Source organism: Brevibacterium sp. AGC70, from assembly GCF_057334195.1.
In genome coordinates this window covers 110,112-132,652 of the sequence record NZ_JBHFIH010000017.1, presented here as the reverse complement: position 1 = coordinate 132,652, position 22,541 = coordinate 110,112, and the positions used below count along the sequence as shown (strand labels likewise).

The 22,541-nt window shown below is 63.8% G+C and carries 22 protein-coding genes; 15 read left to right on the top strand and 7 right to left on the bottom strand.

The genetic code is table 11. The features are described from left to right. Nucleotides 1–67: 67 nt before the first annotated feature. Genes ACE03M_RS14935 through ACE03M_RS14925 form a run of 3 tightly spaced genes read right to left on the bottom strand, consistent with a single transcriptional unit; the run spans nt 68 to nt 1,522 of the window. On the bottom strand, nt 68–475 hold the full coding sequence (locus tag ACE03M_RS14935) for a hypothetical protein (RefSeq protein ID WP_485934798.1): 408 nt from the start codon (nt 473–475) through the stop codon (nt 68–70). Continuing rightward, the gene (locus ACE03M_RS14930) at nt 468–968 is read right to left on the bottom strand and encodes a hypothetical protein (protein WP_485934797.1); all 501 of its coding nucleotides are present in this window, start codon (nt 966–968) and stop codon (nt 468–470) included. The genes ACE03M_RS14935 and ACE03M_RS14930 overlap by 8 nt, the downstream gene beginning before the upstream one ends. Then, nucleotides 959–1,522 carry an RNA polymerase sigma factor gene (locus tag ACE03M_RS14925; RefSeq protein ID WP_143920950.1) on the bottom strand — a complete coding sequence of 188 codons (564 nt, stop codon included), beginning with the start codon at nt 1,520–1,522 and terminating at the stop codon, nt 959–961. Before ACE03M_RS14925 ends, ACE03M_RS14930 begins: the two co-directional genes overlap by 10 nt. A 194-nt stretch (nt 1,523–1,716) precedes the next feature. Between ACE03M_RS14925 and ACE03M_RS14920 the strand changes: the two genes are divergently transcribed. From ACE03M_RS14920 to ACE03M_RS14900, 5 genes are read left to right on the top strand one after another with little or no spacing between them, the layout of a single operon-like run. Continuing rightward, nucleotides 1,717–2,184 (top strand): Asp23/Gls24 family envelope stress response protein, encoded by a 468-nt coding sequence (locus ACE03M_RS14920; protein WP_143920951.1) that lies wholly within the window; start codon nt 1,717–1,719, stop codon nt 2,182–2,184. Nucleotides 2,185–2,198: 14 nt separating this feature from the next. Then, on the top strand, nt 2,199–2,381 hold the full coding sequence (locus ACE03M_RS14915) for a DUF2273 domain-containing protein (RefSeq protein ID WP_143920952.1): 183 nt from the start codon (nt 2,199–2,201) through the stop codon (nt 2,379–2,381). Between the two features lie 4 nt (nt 2,382–2,385). Then, complete coding sequence (locus ACE03M_RS14910; protein ID WP_485934796.1) at nt 2,386–2,754, top strand: Asp23/Gls24 family envelope stress response protein; 369 nt, start codon at nt 2,386–2,388, stop codon at nt 2,752–2,754. Beyond that, entirely contained in the window at nt 2,751–3,320 is a 570-nt protein-coding gene (locus ACE03M_RS14905) for a DUF6286 domain-containing protein (protein WP_485934795.1), read from the top strand. The genes ACE03M_RS14910 and ACE03M_RS14905 overlap by 4 nt, the downstream gene beginning before the upstream one ends. Further along, nucleotides 3,317–3,910, top strand: coding sequence for an Asp23/Gls24 family envelope stress response protein (locus ACE03M_RS14900; RefSeq protein WP_485934794.1), 594 nt, complete (start codon nt 3,317–3,319; stop codon nt 3,908–3,910). The genes ACE03M_RS14905 and ACE03M_RS14900 overlap by 4 nt, the downstream gene beginning before the upstream one ends. Before the next feature lie 294 nt (nt 3,911–4,204). On the opposite strand, the gene ACE03M_RS14895 is transcribed toward ACE03M_RS14900, so the two are convergent. Beyond that, nucleotides 4,205–4,978 carry an SDR family NAD(P)-dependent oxidoreductase gene (locus tag ACE03M_RS14895; protein WP_485934792.1) on the bottom strand — a complete coding sequence of 258 codons (774 nt, stop codon included), beginning with the start codon at nt 4,976–4,978 and terminating at the stop codon, nt 4,205–4,207. After that, nucleotides 4,975–5,799, bottom strand: a complete 825-nt coding sequence (locus ACE03M_RS14890) for a thioesterase family protein (RefSeq protein ID WP_143920956.1) — start codon at nt 5,797–5,799, stop codon at nt 4,975–4,977. The genes ACE03M_RS14895 and ACE03M_RS14890 overlap by 4 nt, the downstream gene beginning before the upstream one ends. Nucleotides 5,800–5,916: 117 nt before the next feature. Here ACE03M_RS14890 and ACE03M_RS14885 point away from each other — a divergent pair, with 117 nt between their 5' ends. The 8 genes from ACE03M_RS14885 to ACE03M_RS14850 all read left to right on the top strand — a co-directional run bounded on the left by ACE03M_RS14885 (nt 5,917) and on the right by ACE03M_RS14850 (nt 16,034). After that, entirely contained in the window at nt 5,917–6,708 is a 792-nt protein-coding gene (locus ACE03M_RS14885; RefSeq protein ID WP_143920957.1) for an exodeoxyribonuclease III, read from the top strand. A 350-nt stretch (nt 6,709–7,058) separates the two neighbouring features. After that, nucleotides 7,059–9,539, top strand: a complete 2,481-nt coding sequence (locus tag ACE03M_RS14880) for a helix-turn-helix transcriptional regulator (protein ID WP_485934789.1) — start codon at nt 7,059–7,061, stop codon at nt 9,537–9,539. A gap of 120 nt (nt 9,540–9,659) precedes the next feature. Next, nucleotides 9,660–10,577, top strand: coding sequence for a GTP pyrophosphokinase (locus tag ACE03M_RS14875; RefSeq protein WP_143920959.1), 918 nt, complete (start codon nt 9,660–9,662; stop codon nt 10,575–10,577). Between the two features lie 57 nt (nt 10,578–10,634). Next, complete coding sequence (locus ACE03M_RS14870) at nt 10,635–11,513, top strand: DUF5926 family protein (RefSeq protein WP_143920960.1); 879 nt, start codon at nt 10,635–10,637, stop codon at nt 11,511–11,513. A gap of 75 nt (nt 11,514–11,588) precedes the next feature. Next, nucleotides 11,589–12,389: a glycosyltransferase family 2 protein gene (locus ACE03M_RS14865; protein ID WP_485934787.1), complete on the top strand. Its 801-nt coding sequence runs from the start codon at nt 11,589–11,591 to the stop codon at nt 12,387–12,389. Further along, the gene (pheA, locus tag ACE03M_RS14860) at nt 12,386–13,324 is read left to right on the top strand and encodes a prephenate dehydratase (RefSeq protein ID WP_143920962.1); all 939 of its coding nucleotides are present in this window, start codon (nt 12,386–12,388) and stop codon (nt 13,322–13,324) included. The genes ACE03M_RS14865 and pheA overlap by 4 nt, the downstream gene beginning before the upstream one ends. Before the next feature lie 80 nt (nt 13,325–13,404). Next, nucleotides 13,405–15,219, top strand: a complete 1,815-nt coding sequence (locus ACE03M_RS14855) for an FAD-binding dehydrogenase (RefSeq protein ID WP_485934785.1) — start codon at nt 13,405–13,407, stop codon at nt 15,217–15,219. A 2-nt stretch (nt 15,220–15,221) separates the two neighbouring features. Next, nucleotides 15,222–16,034 carry an SDR family NAD(P)-dependent oxidoreductase gene (locus ACE03M_RS14850; protein WP_485934783.1) on the top strand — a complete coding sequence of 271 codons (813 nt, stop codon included), beginning with the start codon at nt 15,222–15,224 and terminating at the stop codon, nt 16,032–16,034. Nucleotides 16,035–16,145: 111 nt separating this feature from the next. Here the strand turns inward: ACE03M_RS14850 and ACE03M_RS14845 are convergent, their stop codons facing one another. Both ACE03M_RS14845 and ACE03M_RS14840 read right to left on the bottom strand, forming a co-directional pair. After that, a complete protein-coding gene (locus ACE03M_RS14845) occupies nt 16,146–17,078 on the bottom strand; it encodes an NAD-dependent epimerase/dehydratase family protein (protein ID WP_485934782.1) in 933 nt (310 codons plus the stop codon). A 77-nt stretch (nt 17,079–17,155) separates the two neighbouring features. Then, nucleotides 17,156–17,935: an enoyl-CoA hydratase gene (locus ACE03M_RS14840; RefSeq protein ID WP_143920964.1), complete on the bottom strand. Its 780-nt coding sequence runs from the start codon at nt 17,933–17,935 to the stop codon at nt 17,156–17,158. 158 nt (nt 17,936–18,093) lie between these two features. Between ACE03M_RS14840 and ACE03M_RS14835 the strand changes: the two genes are divergently transcribed. Together ACE03M_RS14835 and clpB are read left to right on the top strand one after the other, a co-directional pair. After that, nucleotides 18,094–19,671, top strand: a complete 1,578-nt coding sequence (locus tag ACE03M_RS14835; RefSeq protein ID WP_143920965.1) for a Na+/H+ antiporter — start codon at nt 18,094–18,096, stop codon at nt 19,669–19,671. A 164-nt stretch (nt 19,672–19,835) separates the two neighbouring features. Next, complete coding sequence (gene clpB, locus ACE03M_RS14830; RefSeq protein ID WP_485934781.1) at nt 19,836–22,436, top strand: ATP-dependent chaperone ClpB; 2,601 nt, start codon at nt 19,836–19,838, stop codon at nt 22,434–22,436. Nucleotides 22,437–22,541 lie beyond the last annotated feature (105 nt).

The following is a 22,541-nucleotide window of genomic DNA, read 5'->3' as shown; positions in this document are numbered from 1 at the left end:
CCGGGCCTCTTCACATTCACCCGCAGTCCTAACTGTCACCCACCGTCGCTGACGGCCGATCGCGCGACTACCCCCGGCTGACGACGCGCAGGTCGATGTCGAGCCGCCCGCTGACCTCCACGGCCCCACGAGCGATGTCGGTCTCGATGACCGAGAAGATCTCATCGACGACCTCGGCGACCGAACGGGTGTGGTCAAGGTGAGCGTCGATCCTCACCTTCACACCGTCACCGCCCCGGGTCACGTCAACTCCCACTGGCTCATCGCCGGTGCGCCGCAGCACCTTGGCCGTGGCGGTGGCGACCAGGTCACGCAGTCCCGGCGCCAGGGCTCTGACCCCGGCGATCGAGGTCACGGAGTCAGCCAGCCGGGCCGATTCCACAACCTCTTTACCGTTGCCGTTGACAGAGCCGTTGACAGAGACATTGCCGCTGTACAGGAGATTGGAGTCCTTCGACTCGCCACGATCAGTCAACGTACACATCCTCAGCATTGATATCTATCCGGGCCGCGGGGATCCCCAACTCGGCCAGGACCTCGGCGGATACGGATCGGCGGATCGCCTCAGCGGTGGGGGCGAAGGAGATGCCGGCGCGCATGGCCACCGTCAGCGACACCGTCGCCGCACTCCCTTCCGGATCCCCGGCAGGCTCGACGTCGACGCTGCGGGCTCGGATCCCATCCACTGAGTCAACGGCATTGCGCACAATTGATCGCACCGAAGCGGTCGAGATCGAGAACGGGTGTCCCTGCTCTGTCTGCAGATTGGTCGAGGGCCCCCGGTACAAATCGTCTCTGACCAGCTGAAGGATGCGCTCACGCACTCCGGCCGTATCTTCGGGCTCGGGTTGGAACGTGCTCATGTATTCGTCGATGACACCGCGAAGTTGGGCGTCTGACTCCCGCTGAGAATCGGCACTCGTCTGGTCGGGTTCAGCGCCGGAGCCGACATGCTCGTTCACGTCCATCCTTCCATCCCCTCCATGATGGCAGTGCGGGCTCGGTGAATTCGGCCGCGCACGCTGCCTTCACTGATGCCCAGAGTTGTCGCCACCTCGGCGTAGCTGAGGCCTTCCATCTGGTGGAGTACCCACGTTACCCGCTGTTCTGATGAGAGCGTCTGGAGAACGTCTGAGAAATGCTGCAGAGCTGTACGCGCCTCGACGGACTTCTCAACCGACGCCCGCCCATCCGCGTGGATGCTCATATCATCTGGATCCTGCGCGTCCGAAGGCCTGGCCATCCTCCTGCGCAGCAGGTCGGTGCACTTGTTCGATGCCAGACGGTAGATCCACGTGCCGAAAGCGGCCGGTTCGGTCAGAGCACTCATCGATTTCCACGCCTGCACCAGCGTATCCTGCACGACGTCTTCCGCGTCCTGCCGGTCACCGAGCGTGCGCATGCAGAATCGCAGGAGCTTCGTCTCATACCGGTCAACCAACGCCTCGAAGGCGTCGATATCGCCCTCTCTCGCGCGCACGACGAGGGTGACGATATCGAAGCGATCATCGTGCCTTGTCATACCCACATCGTATGCGACCGCAATCGCAGTGAGCGTGTTCGCCACGACAGGACGAATCTGTGTCGCCTGCGAGAAGATTTTCACCGGCGAGAAAATTCTTTCGCAATCATGCGTGAGGTTTGTCGGTCATGCGCGTCTGTACTCATAACAAACCTGTTCTCGCAACAGGATCCTCGAAGCGAAAAGGAAGACAAATGCCAGAAGACAAGCAGTCCACCGTTTCCCAGCAGTCCAGGACCGACGATTCGGTTCGCAGCCCTCTCGTGACCGACATGGGCAATACCACGATCGCTGAGAACGTCGTCGCCAAGCTCTCCGGCATCGCCGCCCGTGAGGTCCCCGGCGTGTTCGGGATGGGCAATGCCGCACGCCGCACCTTCGACGCCCTCGCCGAACGCATCCCCGGCTCGCAGACGAACGTCTCCGGAGGAGTCTCCGTCGAGAAGGGTGAGAAGCAGACTGCGATCGACCTCACCATCGTCGTGGAGTATGGAACGTCGATCGTCGACGTCGCCGAGGCGATCCGTCGCAACGTGATCCGTGCCGTCGAGCAGGGCACCGGACTCCAGGTCGTCGAGGTCAACATCGAGGTCGCTGACGTCCACCTCCCCGGCGACGACGATGATCAGCAGAACACCAACGACACCGTCGAACTCAACTGAGACGAAGGACTGACATGTCGAAAACACTCATCGGTCTGCTCGTCGGACTGACGCTGGGCATCGTTGCGTTCTTCGGTGGTTTCCTCGCGTTCCTCATCGTCGCCATCTGCGGCGGGCTCGGACTGGTCATCGGCCTCGTCCTTGACGGACGCCTCGATCTCAGCGCGCTGAGTTCGCGCTCGACGACCCGGAGGTAGCATCGTGGCTTCATCACGTGGTGGCCTCACGATCGCTGACCGAGTCATCGAGAAGACGGCCTCTCAGATCCTCAAGGGTCTGCCCGGGGTCGGCGGCGCGAAGTCGGGCCTGTTCGGGTTCGGTTCGAATGCCGACCTCGACAGCCGTCCCAGCGTGGACGTGACCCTCTCCGGTCGCAGCTGCACACTCGAGGTGCAGCTGGGGCTGGCATATCCCTCCCCCATCACCGAGGCGACCGAATCGGTCCGTCGTCGCCTGAGTGCCGATGTCGAAGCGCTCACCGGAGTCAGCGTCCGTCAGGTCGACGTCGACGTGAAATGGCTCAAACCCAACGCTTCAGGAACCGGAAGATCAGTGAGGAATCTGCAATGAGCACACGACTGTTTCGGGCACGCCCGGCACGCGTGGTGCCCGCTGCCATCCTCGCGATCCTCATCCTGGCCATCGCCGTCGCCCTCGGCTGGGCGGCCATTGCCGCCATCGTGTCCGACGGTTCTGGGAGCTCGGCGCTGTCGTCCGGATTCTCCGGATTCGCGACTCTCGGATCAATGACGTGGGCCGCGGCGGCGATCGTCACCGCCGGTGCCGTCATCACGGTCCTCGGGCTGATCTTCCTCGTCATCGGGATCTCGCCAGGAGCCAAACGCAACATCGGCTACCGCGCGCAGGCACCAGAGCACGTCGAACGCTTCGAGGTGGTTCTGCCGACCTCAGCCTTGTCGAACCTGGCAGCTGCGGCAGCGGACTCCGTCGACGGAGTCTCGAGCGTGCGTGCCGCGTCCAATGCTTCGTCGACGAATGTCACCTTCTCCACCCCAGTGCGTGACACTGACGAAATCCGCCACGATGTCGACGCCGCAGTCACCCAGCGCTTCGCTTCGATCGCGTTCGACCGCACACCCACCGTCAAGGTTCGCGCACAGAGGAGACCGGCATGAAACGACTGGCAGCAGGTGCCAATCGCACCGGTCTCATCATCGTCGGGCTGATCTTCTTCGTGGCCGGACTCGCCGTCCTCGCACTCAGCTTCGGCTTGGCAGCAGCGGTGGCCCCCGGCCTGACCCCGGATGCGAAGCTGCAGCCCGTCGCCGCGGTGTTCGCATTGCCGTTCTCCGCTGTCATCGCGCTGGCGGCAGCTCTCATCCTGGCGATCATCGGTGTGCGTTGGCTCGCCGCTCAGGTTCCGCGAAAGGATTCCGCAAAACCCCTGCGCATGCAGGAAGATGCTCGGAGCGGCGTGACGACCGTGACGGCGAACGTCATTGCCGCAGCCGTGGAAGATGACCTCGGAGACACCCCTGAAGTCGTCGATGCGCAGGCCATTCTGCGCGGAACGGCGCGACGACCGGAGCTCGTCCTCCATGTCGATGTCGACGAACGTGCCGACGTCGATGCAGTCGTCGCCGACATCGCAGATCGCGTGACCCGCAACGCCAGTCACGCCCTTGGTGTTCCGTTGTCCGCTGTCGGTGTGGAGATCGGAATTGCCCGGTCACGTCAGAGGAGGCAGCGCAGTGTTCAACTGTGAATGACAAAGACCCCGGGGCGCGTAATCGCGACATCCCGGGGTCCTCGCAGCACTCCCCTCGAGTACCCGGACGCATCCCCATACGTCCGTTGTGTCCACCCGATCCCCACCGGGCGAACACCATTATTGGATCACACATCGATCCCACTTGTAAAGATTGTTCTGCCCTGCCTGAATCGCGCTGGGGCGTTTCACCGACTCCTGCCACCCGATAAAATCCCAGGTCACAGGGTTCACTGAAAATGATTCAAGACTCAACTTCATGCGGCGGGTCGCACTGTCGCTGCTGCGACCTCAGTGATCGTCTCGCCTGCTGAGAGAGAAACCGGTCGACCCCCAGCGCACCAGAGAGCGGGGAACGAACCGAGCGACTCGAGCTGCCAGCCCATAGCTCGCCCCAGGGACCGAGATCACCTTGCCGCGTCGCGCATCGCGTAAGGATGCGGCGACGACCTGCTCCACACTCAGCCAGATCCACCCGGGTCCCGGTCGGTCGACGCCGAGTCGTTCGTGGAACCGGGTACGAATGAATCCGGGCAGCACGACGGTGGCTGTCACCGGAGTTCCGCGCAGTTCGCCGGCGAGAGCTTCGGTGAAGACGACGGTCGATACCTTCGAGGCCGCATACTGGCCCATCGTCGTCAGCGCCGCCATGGACGAGACGTTGACCAGGCCTCCGCGACCACGCTCGCGCATCCGCCTGACCGCAGCCAGAGAGAGTTCGCGCACTGCGCCGGTGAGCACCATATCCTGGTCCTCGAGCTCCGAGATCTCCGACTCGAGCAGACCCTGCTTGAGTCCGTATCCGGCGTTGTTGATAAGCAGATCGATCCGCGAAGTCTCGATCACGGTCCGGACCACGTCGATGCCGGCTCGGGTCGACAGATCGGCCACGACCACCTCGGCGTGGGTGCCGTTGTCGCTTTCAATGCTCGTCGCCAGCTCCTGCAGACGGACCTCATCACGGGCCACGAGGACCAGGTCGTACTGGTCGGCGGCGAGGGCAAGTGCATACCCACGCCCCAGCCCCGAGCTGGCACCGGTGACGAGTGCGCGCGGCCTCGTCACTTCGCGCCTTGGCCCACGCGCACCGTCAGCGACTGCGCTGCGGTGCCGATCGGCCCGTTGACGTCGCTGAGGACGCTTGTGGTCTCACCGATCCCGGTGGGGCCGAAAGCAACCTTCGTCTCGAAACCGACCCAACCTGGTTCCGGGACTCGGGTGAGGTGGATGGTGAGGTCGACGTTGGGGAAGAACGTCGACTTCGGATCTTCTCTCACAGCCAGCCCATTGGCGGTGTCGACGAGCTTCACGAAGGCCGCGGTCGCAGGATCGTCCTCCCCGTCGACGAGCGGATAAGGGGACCTGATCCAGGAACGGGCGGATCCGGGATGGGCGTCGGCGAACTGACCGCCGCCCAGCGAAGCGATGAAGCCTCCGCCCCAGCGGCCGGTGAATGGGACGGCTGGAGCTTCTTCGGGCTCAGGCAGAGTCGGCCATTCGTCGCCGACGACGCTTGCGGTGTCGCCCGGCAGCAGGCGCCAGACTCTGGCGTGGACGCTGGTGCGCTCACCGTGGCGCATGCTGGCCTCGATGAGTTCGATGGTCCGACCAGGCCGGATGACGTTGACGTCTACGGTGAATTCGCCGGAATGGATGACGCCGAGTATGTCGAAACTGACCCGCGAGACCAGTTTGTCCGAGGGCAGGCGGCGTTCGATCTCGGCCAACACCAGCCCTGCCGCCGGGGCCAGATGCTGTTCTCCCGGCTGCCACGCGCCCTGGCTGTGCAGCGTCGAGACGAATGCCTCCGGTGCCGTGCGCACATAGTAGGAATCGGGGCAGGCGGCACCATCGTGGCCGAGATGTTCGTTGAGTGCTTCAGGCATGACCCCAGATTATCGGTATCGGACCGACGCCGAGGCGATGGGGCCAGCGGATGCGTCTGCTGGCTTGTTCTGCCCAGTGAGCTTGGGCCTGCGGCCGGGACAGCTTAGGGTGGGAGGGTGAGAATCGCGAGCTGGAATGTGAACTCGATCCGCGCCCGACAAGACAGAATCGGTGCTTGGCTGGATCGCTCCGACGTCGACGTCCTGGCCATCCAGGAACTCAAATGCAAGGACGAACAGTTCCCGAAGGATCTGTTCACCTCCCGAGGCTATGAAGTCAGCTTCCACGGCCTCAATCAGTGGAATGGCGTGGCAATCGCCTCTCGAGTGGGCCTCGAGGACCCCGAGATCGGATTCACGGACATTCCCTCGTTCGGCGAAGAGCCCGTGGTCGAGGCTCGTGCTCTGTCAGCCACCTGCGGCGGAGTCAGGGTGTATTCGCTCTATGTCCCCAACGGCCGCGAACTCGACCACCCTCACTACACCTATAAGCTCGAATGGTATCGGGCGCTGACTGCCGATATCTCTGCGCAGCTGCGCGAAACTCCTGATAAGAAGCTCGTCCTGTGCGGCGACTTCAATGTCGCGCCTCTGGATGAGGACGTCTGGGACATGGCGGAGTTCGACGGCCTCACCCACGTGTCCGAACCCGAGCGCCAGGCCTTCAAAACCCTCCTTGACGCAGGACTCAGCGAGGTCACCAGGCAGTTCACACCTGGCCCAGGGGTCTACACCTTCTGGGATTACCAGAGGCTGGCCTTCCCGAAGAAGAAGGGCATGCGCATCGACTTCGAACTGGCCTCACCGTCCTTGGCCGCGCAGGTCACCGGCGCGGAGATCGACCGCGAGGAGCGCAAGGGCAAGGGCGCGTCCGATCACGCACCCGTCATCGTCGACTTCGAGGTGTGAACGGCCGCTTCACACCTCCACCTCACCCCACAGTGCCACCCAGTGCAGCACCCCTCTGCTGCACGCCTCGGCCGCCGCCACGGCCACCTCAGCCGCCACGGAGATGCTCGGCACCGACGTCGATCCCTCTCAACGCTGATCCGTATTGACGAAACATCACTTCAAAGGTGATCCTTAAAGGAAATGTGTCGCTGTTCACTCCCCGAAACAGCACGCAGGCATTTTTGAGCACAGGCTTAGTGAAAATCACAGAGTAATGACATTGAGTAAGCAGAATTCGATCACGGAGATCGGATAGATTACTTAGTGGTAGATAATCCCCGTATCCCCACTGCCCGAGGTCCCCACCCATGCATGATTCCGCTGACCAGAGCGGTCCCGTTTCCCCGACGGTTCCCTCTCCAAGTGAAGGCGTATTTCCCGGCGAGCGCGCGACGACGGTCCGCTCCTTTGCGACTGGCCTCGCCGACATCGCACCCCAACTGCCCGACGCCGTTTGGACGAGTCTGTTCCAACAGACGTCTGGCCACCTCCTGGCAGGCCAGGCCGTTCTGCAGGGCGCTGACTCAATGGGACATGACCTCTCTGCAATCGATGCCGATCGCTACTCGGATCTTCCTTCCGCCGACGTTCTGGCGCGGATCCGACGTCAGGCACCGGACAGCCCCGAGCTGAGGTTTGCCCACCTGCTGTCATTCATGCGCGACATCAACGCCGACACCCTCGCAATCGCCGCCGGCGCCGTGCCCCATCTGGGATCGTTTTCCATTCCCACTGCCCCGGAAGACACACGTCCATTCGACGTCTCTGACCTCTCAGCGCACCTGAACGAAGACGGTGTGCTGCTCCCAGCTCTGGACCGCACCGGCCACCACACGATTGCTCCTGTCATGAGAACGATCTTGCGACGCCTCTACGACGCCAGAGATCGACACAGCGAATCACGGTCCCGCCGAGCACTTGGTGCAAGCGCCGCCGAATGGCTGCGGGCCCCGGCCACATATCATTCCGAGGGCTTCGACGAAGCTCTGCTGCTCGTCGCGGAGGCCGGAGAGTGGACCGCACTGACAGAGCTCTGGGCAAGCCGCGGCCATGCACTCATGGTCGACCATTTCGACGCGACTCTCGACGCATTCGCGAAGGTCCCCGAGGCCCAGGCTCACAACTCAGCAGTTTTGGCCGAGGCCCTGGGCGACTGCCTGCAGGTCGACGAAGTCAGACGGCGACTCGGCGTCAACGACGCCCTGACCGTTCTCAAAGAGGTCAACTTCGAACACGCGGCAGTCCCGACGCTCGACTCACAGCTGGAACGAATCAAGAACGGCGACTTCACCGTCGATGACATTATGATCATGGCCATCGCATCGATGCGGCGCCAGAAGCTGCTCGGCCAGTCGGCCCAGGGCCTCCACATCGCCAGAGCTGCCCAGGAACTCATCAACGACACCCGGCGCTTGCAGTCGGCACCAACCCCGCTCTGCGAAGCACGATTTCATCTCGAATATGGGATCACCAGCATGTTCACAGGCGACCTCACAGGCAGTGCCCAGCTGCTGCGCCGGTCGATCATCCTCACAGAGCTCGCCTCTGCGTCTTCCCCTTATCTCCTACTCCCGGCGCACTCCTACAGCGCCCTGGCACACGCGATGCTCGGAAACGGGCCATCGAGTGACGTGCACCTGCGCCAATTCGACGACCTCAAGGACCGGACTCGCATCACGAGCCCCCACACGCTCACCGCCTACTCTCTGGCTCGCATGATTCGTGCCATGGACGCACTGGACCTCGACGAGGCAGGTCAGTACTCGACACGTCTGGCCGACCCCTCTCTGGGTCATCATTCGTGGCTCGGCGTCGTTCGGTACAGATCACTGTTCGGCATTCTGCGCAGCGATGTCGGGATCGAGGGCAAACGGCTGCAGCAGGCAATCGACGCCAACCGCTCTTCACTGCCGGCTGACGGACTCCTGCTGCATACTCTGCAGCTCACTCTGGTCGGCCTCCACCTGGCTCAGGGGCAGACCCACCTCGCCCAGAACGTTCTGCTTGATGCCGAGACCGAATCACCGTACATCATCTTGGCCAGAGCTCAGCTCCATCTGACCATCGGCGAGCACGGGACCGCGGCGCACCTGGCGAACAGAGTTCTGTCTCAGAATTCACTCGATCTGCACGCCAAGGCTTCTGCCCGGGCGATTCAGGCCGCCAGCCTGTTGGGCAAGGGCGAGCTGGTCGAGTCAGATTCCGCGTTCGCCGATGCGCTCGAGTACTGCAGGATCGCTGCCAGCCTCATTCCCGTTGCGATGGTTCCCAAGTCTCTGCGCGATCAGCTGATCGAACGCAGTTCCAGCGCCGCCGAGTGGGATCTGATCGCACCGGTCTTTCCAACCGGACCCGGAACGGTTGACGACCTTGGATCGGCTGTCGACCTCGGACCGACTGACGGACCCGGATCAGTTGACGACCCAAGCTCGGTTGACGGACCCGGATCGATTGAGGACCTCCGCTCGGGCCAGGCCCGCTTCGGCGACGGTTCCATCGGCGGGCCCGGCGGACTCGGCGCCGGGGAGCGACTCCGTCGGCGGCTGCTGAGCCTCGGGGAGACACTTCGCATCCGCGCCGGACACACCCTGCTCAGCCCCTCGCAGAGGCAGCTCCTGGCCCTGCTGGATACCCAGTCGTCGGTGTCCGCCATCGCGGCCGAGCTGAACCTTGTCGAAGGTACGGTCAAGAACAAACTGTCGAATCTCTACTCGCGCCTGGGAGTCCGCAATCGTCGGGATGCGCTGGCTCGCGGCTACGAATACGGGTACCTCCCTACCGATCGCTGACGGCTGAGCCGTCTCCCACAGCACAGCGCACATCTGCACGAAGAAAGCTTCGCGCGGAAAGCATGGACATCCACCGCGTCTTCTGGTGAAGTTGAAACAGGAGCTAGGAAGGTGACGAGGATGTCAGCAACAGTCCGCGAACTGGTCGACGAAGCCTACGAGAGGCGCGAGTCGACGTGGAGGGCCGCCCTGGAGACGGTCAACGATTGGGTCGAGGCCGCGTGCTCGGGCTCCGCGCTGTTGTCGGGTGAGAGAGTCACTGTCGGCCGCGGAAGGATCAAGGACCGACTCCGAGCCGGTGAGAAGCTGCGCCGCAAACTCGCCGATGCCAATGACGAGATCCATGAGGCCGTCGAGGTCGAGAACCAGGTCATCGATGTCGTCGGTGCTCGTGCCGTGTGCCGCACCGAGCGTGAACAGACGGCGCTGTGGGATCTGCTCACCGACAGCAATGACGAATCGAACCTCTCCGTCGCCGAAGTGCGCGACTACTCTGCCCGGCCCAAGCCTTCCGGTTATCGCGGGCGCCATCTCATCATCGAAGTTCCCTTCGACGCCGAACCGTCGGTGCTCGTTGAACTGCAGCTGCGCACGATCATGCAGGATGCGTGGTGCGTGCTCGCCGAAGAGCATCTGTTCAAGCCCGGTCAGGCACTGAAATCGGATGCCCAGCAGGAGCGGCTCTCAGTCGTCCTCTCCGGACTCCTGGCCCAGGCCGATGTGGTTGCCGGTTATATCGCCGACGACGTCGGCGCCTATCTGGGGATGGGGAACGCCTCACCACCTCGGACCATGACGAATGTCGATGCCGCGGCTGAGGTCCCGTCGATAGAGGTCACCATCCGCGAGCTCAATCATTCCTATGTCCTCGCCGCCGACGAGGTCGGTCGGCACGGGATCATCCGCCTGGAGAACCTGGGACTCACTCCGGAGAACCCCGAGAGATCGGCCTTCCCGAGCCCCGGCGACAAGCTGCTGGTGACGATGGACGAGTCGAACACCACCCGCTACTTCATCCCGGTGGCCGTGCCGCGCTGATTCGCCCCGGTCGACGGGATGCGTCCTGAGCCGTCAGACCGACTAGACTTGTCTTCCATGGGTAAGAAGTCGAAGCGATCCAAAGAAGATGTCATTGCCAAACGTCTGGCACGTGCAGAGGCCACGGCCTTCGTTGCGCGTCCGTTCGAGGGCCTGCCGTTCGAGGCGGACCTCATCTGCCTGCGCGAGCTGGTGCCGGCGGCGACCGCCTCGGCGAAGCTGAAAGAGGAATTCGGTGGTCAGGAGATCACGGTCACCTCTCTGCTGCCCGCCGCGTGGCAGGCCTGGCACCGTGAGGACGGCCAGATCCTGGCCGGCATGCAGGTTCCGGTGTCATCCACCGATGCCTCCCGCGATGTCGCGCACGGCATCCTCGCCGCAATCGAAGCGCAGCCGGGGACCACGATCGAGGCGACCACCGAACCCGGTCAGGGTCCGCGTCTCCAGGACATCCTCGACACCGACCACCCGTTCGAGATCCGCGTGCTCGAGACCTTCGAATACTGGAAGCTGCCGGAAGCCGAGACGGACTCTGATGTCGCAGCGGCACTCGAACAGGCCAATGACTCCATCTCCCCCACGGAGAAGGTCGCCTCCGTGACGTCCGCGTACTGGACCGAGATGTCCGGCCGCACCTACGTGCGCTGGGCACGACCAGAGGGCGAGGATACACTCGTCGACGCTCTCGCCCGTCTTCAGATCGAGGGCCTCAACGACCTCGGCGGCCCCGGAACCTTCCTGGGCTATTTCCGCGCGCACGGCATCGTCGTGCCCGTCTGGGAACTGAAATTCGGCACACAGGTCGATGACATCGAAGAGCCCATCGGCGAATTCGGCAAGCGCATCGAAGACGCGATGCACACGAGTGAACCTCTCAGCACCGAGGCACGCCGGGCACGCTCGGGCATCATTGCTCGCCAGCTGACCATCCACTGAGTTCCGTCGCCACGGCCGCCGGCGAGAGTCCATGCGACTCCGCCGGTGCCGACGACGGAAAGGAGAAGAGTTTCCATGCCCGAACAGTCGAATCCTGCACACCCGGATGCCTCTTCGGCGACTGCTCCGCGCGCGATCGCTGCCATCATCCCCGCGATGAACGAAGCCGATCGGATCGCAGCGACGGTGCGCAGCACCAAGCAGATTCCCGGTGTCGACATCGTCATGGTCGTCGACGACGGTTCCTCCGATGACACCGGTGCCCTCGCCCGCAGGGCCGGCGCCGAGGTGGTCACCCATCGCAAGAACAAAGGCAAGGCTGCGGCGATGATGACCGGCGCGTTCGCAATTCGCAATCGTGAGATCTCCGATTCGAATCCCGACCAGCACCCGGACCATCGTGCTCTCCTCTTCATCGACGGAGACCTGGAGGACTCAGCAATCAATATGGCCCCCCTCGCCGCGCCGGTTCTCGCCGGAGAGGCCGATATGACGATTGCGATCCTGCCCGCACAGAAGCGCAAGGGTGGCGGGTTCGGATTCGTCGTCAGGCTCGCGAAGAAGGGCATCGCCGAACTCAGCGGATTCGAAGCGACCCAGCCGCTGTCGGGAACGCGCTGCCTGAGCCGAGAGGCCTTCGACGCAGCGCTGCCCTTCGCCGCCGGCTGGGGTGTCGAGGCGGCCATGACGATCGACGTCGTCAATGCCGGACTGCGTGTCGAAGAGGTCGAATGCGACCTCTACCACCGAGTCACCGGCAAGAACCTCAAAGCACAGATGCACCGTGCGGCCCAATACCGCGATGTCGCGCGTGCGATCTTCGCGCGCAGACTGCGCGCCAAGAACCTGAGCGACAAGAAGGAAGCCTCGAGATGAGCGGCGATCGCTACGCCTACCTGGGCCCCGAGGCCACATTCACCGAAGCAGCACTCCTGCAGTATCTCGACTCCCACGATCTGGGCTCGAGCGCGTCGACCCAGCCCATGCGCAATGGGGCCGCGGCCCTGGACGCCGTCCTCGACGGCGATTGCCTGGCTGCTGTCGTGCCGATCGAGAATTCCATCGAGGGCGGTGTTCCCGCCACCATCGACGCCCTGACCGATCATGGTCGGCTGCAGATCATCGCCGAGGTGGTCGTGCCCGTTCGCTTCGTCCTGGCGGTGAAGCCGGGGACCGATCCCAGCACGCTGACTTCGTTCGGGTCCCACCCGCACGGTGAGGCACAGGTACGCACGTTCATGTCCGCGAACTTTCCCGATGCCGTCTACCTCCCGACCTCCTCGACAGCCGCGGCCGCACGGGATCTGGCCAACAACGCCGCCGACCATGTGGCAGCCGTATGCCCTGCCATCGCCGCCGAACGCTACGGCCTCGAGATCCTCGCCAACGACATCGGGGAACGCCAGGACGCCGAGACCCGGTTCGTCGTCGTCACCCGTCCCGGCACCATTCCCCCGCCGACGGGGTCGGACAAAACCACGGTGGTAGCCTCACTGCGCTCCGACCGTGCCGGTGCGCTGCTGGAGATGCTCGAACAGTTCTCCAGCCGTGGTGTGAACATGTCGCGCATCGAATCCCGACCCACCGGTGACGGCCTCGGACTCTACCAGTTCTCGATCGACCTGTTGGGCCATGTGCACGAGGCCAGAGTGGCCGATGCCCTGCAGGGTGTCCACCGAGTGACCCGCAGTCTGAGCTTCCTCGGCAGCTATCCCAGTGCTTCGAAGACCACGGTGCCCCTCGACCCGACGACCACGGACGACTCATTCGCGGCCGCCTCGGCCTGGCTGGATTCGACGCTGAACGCCTGAAACACTCCGGCCGCCTTCAGTGACAGTAGTCTGAGTATTCATGGGGTCGCCAGGCCCATACATCGACGAAGGAGTCGCCCATGGGAACAACTTCACCGAACGCCGCCCCGCATCCGGATGAGGCTTTTGACGCAATCGTCGTCGGGGCCGGCCTCGCGGGACTTGTTGCCGCCCATGAGCTCAGTCTCGCCGGGAAGAGAGTGCTCATCCTCGACCAGGAGAATCGGGCCAACCTCGGCGGTCAGGCCTTTTGGTCCCTCGGCGGCCTCTTCCTCGTCGACTCCCCCGAACAGCGCCGACTCGGTGTCCACGATTCCCTCGACCTGGCACGCCAGGATTGGGCCACCTCGGCGGGCTTCGATCGAGACGAGGACGACTGGCCCCGGCAATGGGCCGAGGCATACCTGCAGTTCGCCGCCGGTGACAAACGCCGCTACCTGCATGATCTGGGGCTGCGCCTGACACCGATCGTCGGGTGGGCGGAAAGAGGCGGGTCCGGTGCCTCCGAACATGGGAATTCCGTGCCGAGGTTCCACCTCACCTGGGGCACCGGCCCCGAGGTGGTCCGAGTCTTCCGCGAACCAGTGGAGCGGGCGGAATCCGCGGGCCTCGTGACAATGGGCTTCCGACATCGTGTCGATGAGCTGATCGTCGAGGACGGCGGCAACGGTGAGGACGGCGGCCATGGCGACGGAAGCGGTGTCGTCGGGGTTCGCGGGCGAACACTTGCCCCCAGCCCCACCGGCAGAGGGGTCGCCTCTAACCGCGAGGAGCTCGGAGACTTCGAACTCCGTGCTCCCGCAGTCATCGTCACCAGCGGCGGCATCGGACACAATTTCGACCTCATGCGCCAGTACTGGCCGGTCGAGCGCCTCGGCGAATTCCCGCAGACGATGCTCGCCGGAGTGCCCGCCCATGTCGACGGTCGCATGCTCTCCATTGCCGAGGACGCGGGTGCGAGCCTGATCAATCGGGACCGAATCTGGGCCTATACAGAGGGCGTCGAGAACTGGAATCCGATCTGGCCGAACCACGGAATCCGCATCATCCCAGGACCCTCGTCGCTGTGGTTCGACGCCGAGGGCAATCGCTTCCCCGCACCGAACTACCCCGGGTTCGACACCAATCGGACCATGAAGACCATTCTCTCGACCGGCCACGACTACTCGTGGTTCGTGCTCAACGAGTCGATCATCCGCAAGGAATTCGCGCTCTCAGGCTCGGAGCAGAATCCCGACATCACAAAGAAGGACTGGCGTCTGACTCTCGAGCGCGCCCGGTCTTCCGATGCACCCGGCCCGGTCGAAGCGTTCAAGCGCTTCGGTCCCGACTTCGTCGTCGCAGACACCACCGAAGAGCTGGTCGCCGGGATGAATGAACGCTCACAGGGACCCGTCATCGATCACGACCACCTCGTCGACCAGATCGTCGAGCGTGATCGCCAGATGGATCACACGTTCTCCAAGGATGCACAGGTCCAGGCCATCCACAATGCCAGGAACTACCTCGGCGACAAGATCGTGCGAGTGCAGAAACCACACAAGATCCTCGACCCCTCCCACGGACCGCTCATCGCGGTGCGTCTGAGTCTGCTCTCACGCAAGACGCTGGGCGGATTGGAGACGAACCTCGACGCGCAGGTGATCGGGGGAAACGGCACACCGATTCCCGGACTATACGCCGCCGGTGAGGTCACAGGCTTCGGCGGCGGAGGAATGCACGGCTACAACGCGCTGGAGGGAACCTTCCTGGGCGGGTGCATCTTCTCAGGAATGCGCGCGGGCCGGGCCGTCGCCGGAAGCTGGGAAGCCGTTATGGGCGTGGAGAAGAGCTCAGGTACCGGCCGGACTGCGACCGAGCATCAAGCGAACGATATTGGCCGAGCGGATCTCTGATCATGACGAATACGGATCTCACGGTGTTCGTCACCGGCGGCACCTCTGGCATCGGCGCCGCGCTGGTCAGAGTGCTGGCAGACAAGGGATGCACGGTCCTGACCACGAGCCGAGACCCTGAGCGGATCGAGAAGTCCGAGCGGATCCCCGGCGTTCGCTATCTGCAATTGGACCTCGCTGATCCCGACAGCGTCGAGTCTCTCGGAAACGAGGTCGCCGACATCGACGTTCTCGTCAACAACGCCGGGGAGAGCCAGTCCGGTCCCTTCGAAGAGCTCCCGCCCGAGGCCGTCGACCGCCTGTTCCGGACAAATGTCTTCGGGCCGGTGCGGCTGAGCCAGCTCGCCGTGCCTGGCATGCGCAGGCGAGGACGCGGTCGGATCATCATGATCGGTTCCATGCTCGCCAGCTTCCCCCTGGCACATCGCAGCTCCTATGTCGCGGCCAAGGCGGCCCTGCGCGGATTCGCCACGGCCGCGCGTCAAGAGCTCTCACCGTTCGGGGTGTGGATCAGCGTCATCGAGCCCGGGTCCATCGCCACCGGCATCGGCAACCGGCGCACGAAGTACCTCGACCCCGGCTCCGTCTACACCGATGATGTGACCACGATGCTGGGGCACCTCGATGACAATGAGCGGCGGGGAGTCTCGCCCGAGACCGTCGCCGCAACCATCGTCAAGGCCATCGAAGCCGCCAGACCTCGCGAATTCTATGCTGTGGGCAGCCGGTCACCGTTGCCGTTCCTGCTCAAACGGGCACTTCCGCGGAGCGTGGTGTCACGCATCATCGCCAGCCAGCACGGGCTCAAGCGGTGAGTTCCCCTCGGTCCCACGGCTCTGGCTCTCGGCGCTGAGGTAACGCTGGGTCTGCTGGGTCTGCTGGGTCTGCTGGTGCAGCTTACCGGGAGCACCAACGAACCGGGGCTGCTACTGAAATCGTGAGGGCAGGAGGAACTGCGTCGTCGAGATTCCCAGCACCCGCTGCTGCCGAGTGAGGTTGTATGTGCGATCAAACTGGAGGTATTCGACGAGGAACAGCTCGGTTCGGTTGCCCCGGTTGAAGAACGTCTTGATCTTCAGCCCCAATTTCGCGGCGAAGAGCGCCCTGTCCTTCGCGATCCCCTCGATGACGACAGGCTCGTACTCCATACGGGCGAAATGGGTGGAAACCGCGTCCTTGAGCTTGTACGGGGTCGGGTCGCCGATGTTGAACGGACCCGAGGCCGACGGCACGTCGACGCAGGCGATCGCCGCCCGCACCAGATTGTCGATGTGGGTCAGGGTGATCTTCTGCCTGCCGCCGCCGGGGAGCCGGAGGACACCATTCTTCGCAGCTCGGCTCAGATACGGCATGAGCATCGACTCACCAGGGCCGTAGATCGCAGCCGGCCTGAGGATCGCCGCATCGGGTCGGATCCGCGTCACGAGCTGCTCAGCCAGAGCATGCGTCCTCGAGTAGGCGTCGTGGAAGTCGTTCGGGTCCTTGGGCCCGGCCTCTTCCCACAGATCCGCATGATGCACGATCGAGGAATAGACCGTCGTCGAGGAGATGTGCACGATCCGGGCTTTGGGGAATGCGTCGAGCACGTTTCTGGTGCCGGTGACCTTCACAGCGTAGAGCTCATCGTCATCGGCATTGACCTTCGAGATGCCCGCACAGTGGAAGACCGCTGTGGTCTTCTTCGCCAGAGTCTTCACCGCACCGTCCGCGGGTTCCGTGATATCCCACGCTTGGAAATTCACACCGGGGATCTCAGGATCGCGCCGTCCCAGGGCATAGACCGTCTCGTCCCTGGTCGCCAGGGCACGGGCGATGGCGCCACCGATGAAGCCGCTGGCTCCGGTCACGATTACCGCCACGTCTGATCCTCCATCATCGTCTGAAGCGTCTCATCCGGTTCATCCGAACAAGTTCACAGTCATAGGAAATCACACTGTCAGTCCCGATGCTGCCACTGAGGTTCTCTCTTGTGCAGAAATGCGTCGATTCCCTCTTGTGCATCGGCTGCGACGGCGTTGTGCGCCATCACCTCCGACATGTGCGCATAGGCGTCTGCCAGAGGCAGATCACGCTGTTCGTAGAACGCTGCTTTGCCTACTGCCACTGTAGCCGACGAGGCTGACGCGACTTTTCGCGCCAGCTCGGCAGTCGCTGTCTCGAGTTCGTCATCGGCAACCACATCGGAGACCAGCCCGAATGTCAGTGCATCGGCCGCACTGAGGAAGTCTCCGGTCAGCAGCATCCGCATCGCCGTCTTCGCCGGCACTGCACGGGTCAGCGCCACCATGGGAGTAGAGCAGAACAGGCCGATCTTCACCCCCGGCGTGGCGAATCGGGCCGACTGCGCAGCCACCGCCAGGTCGCAGCTGGCGACAAGCTGGCACCCAGCTGCGGTCGCCACGCCTTGGACCTGCGCGATGACCGGCTGTGGGATCGACTGAATCAGCTGCATGAGTTCAGAACAGACGGCGAAGGTCTCCTGCTGCGACTCCAGCTTCGCCCCGCTGATCTCCCTGAGATCATGGCCGGAGCTGAAGACGTGTCCTGCGGTGGACAGGATCACTGCACGGACGTCAGTGCGCTGCCCCACCTCGGCGAGGGTGTCGATCAGGTCATTCATCACGGAGCGCGACAGCGCGTTCCGAGTCTCCGGTTCGTTGATCGAAATCGTCGCGACTGCGTCGTTCGCCAGAGAGAATACAATTGAGTCAGACATAACAGCATTCTGCCAAAATATCGTTGGTCCGGCGCGGAAATCTGACGTGGATTTCCTTCGAGGTCCTCACCTGGCGCCCCTCGTGCAGACGATGCTCTCTGACGTCGATGTGTTTGTTCCGGTGTGCAGACATGCCACCCATACCGAGGGAGACGGCCATGACAACCCTGCTGATGATCATCGGGTTCGGTGCCGCAACCAGCGTGGTCGTCGGCCTGGGACAGAAACTGCGTCTCCCCTGGCCTGCACTGATGGTGGTCATCGGCATCGCCGGTGCATTCATTCCCACGTTTGCCGAAATCACCATCGAGCCCGAGCTCATCCTCCCCCTGTTCCTGCCTCCGCTGCTGTTCGCGGCCGCACAGAAGACGTCATGGGCGCTCTTCGCCATCCGCTGGCGCACGATCCTGGGCATGGCGGTCGCCCTGGTCGGTGTGACGGTGGCAGCCGTAGCCGGGACCGCGGTGCTCCTCATTCCCGGAATCACCATCGCCGCCGCGGTGGCGCTGGGAGCCATGCTCGCCCCGCCCGACCCTGTCGCCGTCGATGCGGTCGCAGGAACCGTGTCGATACCTCGGCGGATCATGTCGACGCTGCAGAGCGAGGGGCTATTCAACGATGCTGCGTCGCTCGTGATCTTCCAGACTGCGATGGCGGCGGCCATGACCGGCACCGATGTCGACTTCGGGCAGCTGGCCCTGTCCTTCCTCATCTCTGCGATCATCGCCATCACGGTCGGCCTCGTCGTCGTGTTCATCGTGTGGTGGGTGATGGAGAAGATCGACCACACGATCGCCCGCTCCTCACTCATGCTCATGCTGCCCTTCGGCGTCTACCTCATCGCCGAGCACCTCCATGCCAGCGGCGTCATCGCCGTCGTCGTGGCCGCTCTCGAGGTGCGCCGACGCGACGTCGAAGCCAATTCAGCCGAACGTGTCACCCAGGCTTCGACGTGGCAGGTCCTCGAGATGCTCATCACCGGCATCGCCTTCGGCCTCATCGGCCTCGATCTGCGCATGGTCGTCGAATCAGAGCATGCCGACCTGGGTCGAGCAGTGCTTGTTGGGCTGGGCATCGCGCTCATCGTCATCGCCGTGCGATTCGGCTGGCTGCTCATCGGAACCGTGCTGGAGAACAAGCGCCGGGAGGAGGATCCGGATGCCGCACCACTGAATATCCGGGATGCCACCCTCATGACTTGGGGCGGAATGCGCGGCTTGGCGACGATCGCTCTGGCGCTGTCGATTCCGGCGACCACCGCGACCGGTGAGCCGTTCCCCGGCCGCTCCTACATCCTCGTCGCAGCCGCCGTGATCCTGCTGGTCACCTTGGTGCTGGCAGGGCTCACCTTCCCCACCATCGTCAACGTCCTCGGCATCGACGACGAGGCGGAGAAGGAGCGAGCGGACACCGCGGAGATCGCACGCCGTGCGTACAAGGCAGCGCTCGTCCAGATCAAGAACGACGACAGTCTCCCTGACGAGGTGGCCGAGCCACTGCGCGCACGCTTCAAGGTCCTCTACTCCCAGCTGTTGGGGACCTCTGACGACCAGGTCAGCTCGGAGCAGGCGGCGACGCTGAAGGAGAACCGCGAGGCGATGGCGAAGGTGCAGACCAAGGCGCTGCAGTCCGCCCGCACGGAAGTGCTCAAGGCCCGACGTGAACGCGGCACCGATCCGGAGATCGCCGACAGAGTGCTGCGCCGCTTCGACCTCCAGTCAGTGCTGTTGAAGTGACGTGCGCCGCCCCTCACCGTGTTGATGTGCGTGCCGAGAAGACTCAGATTCTTTCGCCATTTCAAAGTTGAGTGGAATAGACTCAACTTTGTCGGTGTTTGACTCTTCGAGAGCAAAAGCTGTTCACAGAACAGCTGCGAAGAACATTTGTGAAGGAGATGCGCATGGACGCACAGCTGACAACCAAATCACGCGAAACGGTGCAATCCGCCGTCAACGACGTCGTGGCTCGGCGGAACAATCAGGTCGAGCCCGCCCACCTTGTCGCAGCCCTGCTGGAACAACCGGACTCGCTGGCTTCGAACCTGGTGACGAAGGTCGGTGCCGACACACGAACCGTGCTGGCTGCGGTCCGCTCGGCCATCGATGGATTCCCTACCGTCAGCGGTCAGACCGTGTCCCAACCGGGGCTGTCACGGGCGGGACTCGAGATGATGAATCTTGCGCAGGAGGAGATGACCAGCCTCGGCGACCAGTTCGTGTCGACAGAGCACCTGCTGCTCGCGGCCGCCGCAGGCAAGGACGGGGCAGGTGAAGCCCTGCGCCGCAATGGTGCCGGTCGCGATGCCCTGCTGGCCGCTCTGCCCGAGCTGCGCGGAGGCAAGAAGGTCACCTCGGAGAATCCCGAGGACACGATGCAGTCGCTGGAGAAGTACGGCGTCGACCTCACGGCGACCGCACGAGTGGCCAAACTCGACCCGGTCATCGGACGCGACAAGGAGATCCGCCGGGTCATCCAGGTCCTCTCACGCAGGACGAAGAACAACCCTGTCCTCATCGGCGAGCCCGGCGTCGGCAAGACCGCCGTCGTCGAAGGACTGGCCCAGCGGATCGTGGCCGGAGACGTGCCAGAATCCCTGCGCAACAAGACGCTCATCAGCCTCGACCTGTCCGCGATGGTCGCCGGCGCGAAGTACCGCGGCGAATTCGAGGAGCGGTTCAAGGCCGTCCTCGAGGAGATCAAGAACGCCGATGGTCAGATCATCACGTTCATCGATGAGCTCCACACCGTCGTCGGTGCCGGCGCCACCGGAGACTCCGCCATGGACGCTGGCAATATGCTCAAGCCGATGCTCGCCCGCGGTGAACTGCGCCTCGTCGGCGCCACCACGCTCGATGAGTACCGCGAGAACATCGAGAAGGATCCGGCTCTGGAACGCAGGTTCCAGCAGGTCTACGTCGGAGAACCCAGTGTCGAGGACACGGTCGCGATCCTGCGTGGACTCAAGGAACGCTACGAAGCCCACCACAAGGTTTCGATCAACGACGGTGCACTCGTCGCCGCGGCCACCATGTCCAATCGCTACATCACCGGCCGCCAGCTGCCGGACAAGGCCATCGACCTCGTGGACGAAGCCGCATCCCGGCTGCGCATGGAGATCGACTCGGCTCCGGTCGAGATCGATGAGCTCCGCCGCACCGTCGACCGCCTGAAGATGGAGGACATGGCCCTGTCCAAGGAAACGGACACGGCTTCGAAGGAGCGCCTCGGCACCCTGCGTGCAGATCTGGCCGATCGGGAAGAGGAGCTGCACGGCCTCGAGGCCACTTGGGAATCCCAGCGCGCCGGCCTCAATCGCGTCGGTGAGCTCAAGACGAAGCTCGACGAGCTGCGCTCCCAGGCGGACCGGGCTCAGCGCGACACCGACCTCGAGACGGCTTCGCGCCTGCTCTACGGGGAGATCCCTGCGGTGCAGAAGGAGATCGACCTCGCCGAGGCGGCGGAGGCGAATGCCGAATCCGAGACCGATCCGATGGTCAGTGACCGTGTTTCGAGCAACGACATCGCCGAGGTCGTCGCGTCCTGGACGGGCATCCCCGCAGGTCGTCTGCTCCAAGGCGAGATCGAGAAGCTGCTGGGCGCCGAGGATGTGCTCGGCAAGCGTCTCATCGGCCAGAAGAGTGCCGTGAGCACGGTCTCCGATGCGATCCGTCGCTCACGTGCCGGCATCGCCGATCCTGACCGCCCGACGGGCTCGTTCCTGTTCCTCGGCCCCACCGGTGTCGGCAAGACGGAGCTCGCGAAATCCCTCGCGGACTTCCTCTTCGACGATGAGAAGGCCCTGATCAGGATCGATATGAGTGAGTACGGAGAGAAGCACACCGTGTCCCGTCTCGTCGGTGCGCCTCCGGGATACGTCGGGTATGACGAGGGCGGTCAGCTCACCGAGGCTGTGCGTCGTCGCCCCTACTCCGTCGTCCTTCTCGACGAGGTGGAGAAGGCGCACCCGAGCGTCTTCGATATCCTGCTCCAGGTCCTCGACGACGGTCGCCTCACCGATGGTCAGGGACGCACGGTCGACTTCCGGAACACGATCCTCATCCTGACCTCGAACCTGGGCTCGCAGTTCCTCGTCGACAAATCGCTGAGTGCCCAGGAGCAGAAGGATGCGGTGCTGGGCGTCGTGCATTCGACGTTCAAACCCGAGTTCCTCAACCGCCTCGACGACATCGTGCTCTTCGACGCGCTGAGCACCGAGGAACTGTCCTCGATCGTCGACCTGCAGATCCAGCGACTGGCGTCTCGCCTGACCGAGCGGCGGATCACGCTCGAGGTCACCGATGCCGCCGAGGACTGGCTCGCCCTCGAGGGCCATGACCCCGCCTTCGGCGCCCGCCCCCTGCGCAGGCTGGTCCAACGCGAGATCGGAGACAAGTTGGCCCGCGGGCTTCTCTCCGGCGACGTGGCCGACGGCGACGACATCGTCATCGGCCTGCCCGAGGATCCGGAGACCACCGGCCTGGAGCTGCGCCCGAAGCGGTGATGCTCCGCGGGGTTCGGTGAAGTGCGGGGCCTGAAGCGCGGTGCGGGGCGTGAGGCGCTTGCCGAAGCAGAGCGTACAGGCACCCAGTGACAGTCGAAGTCAGAC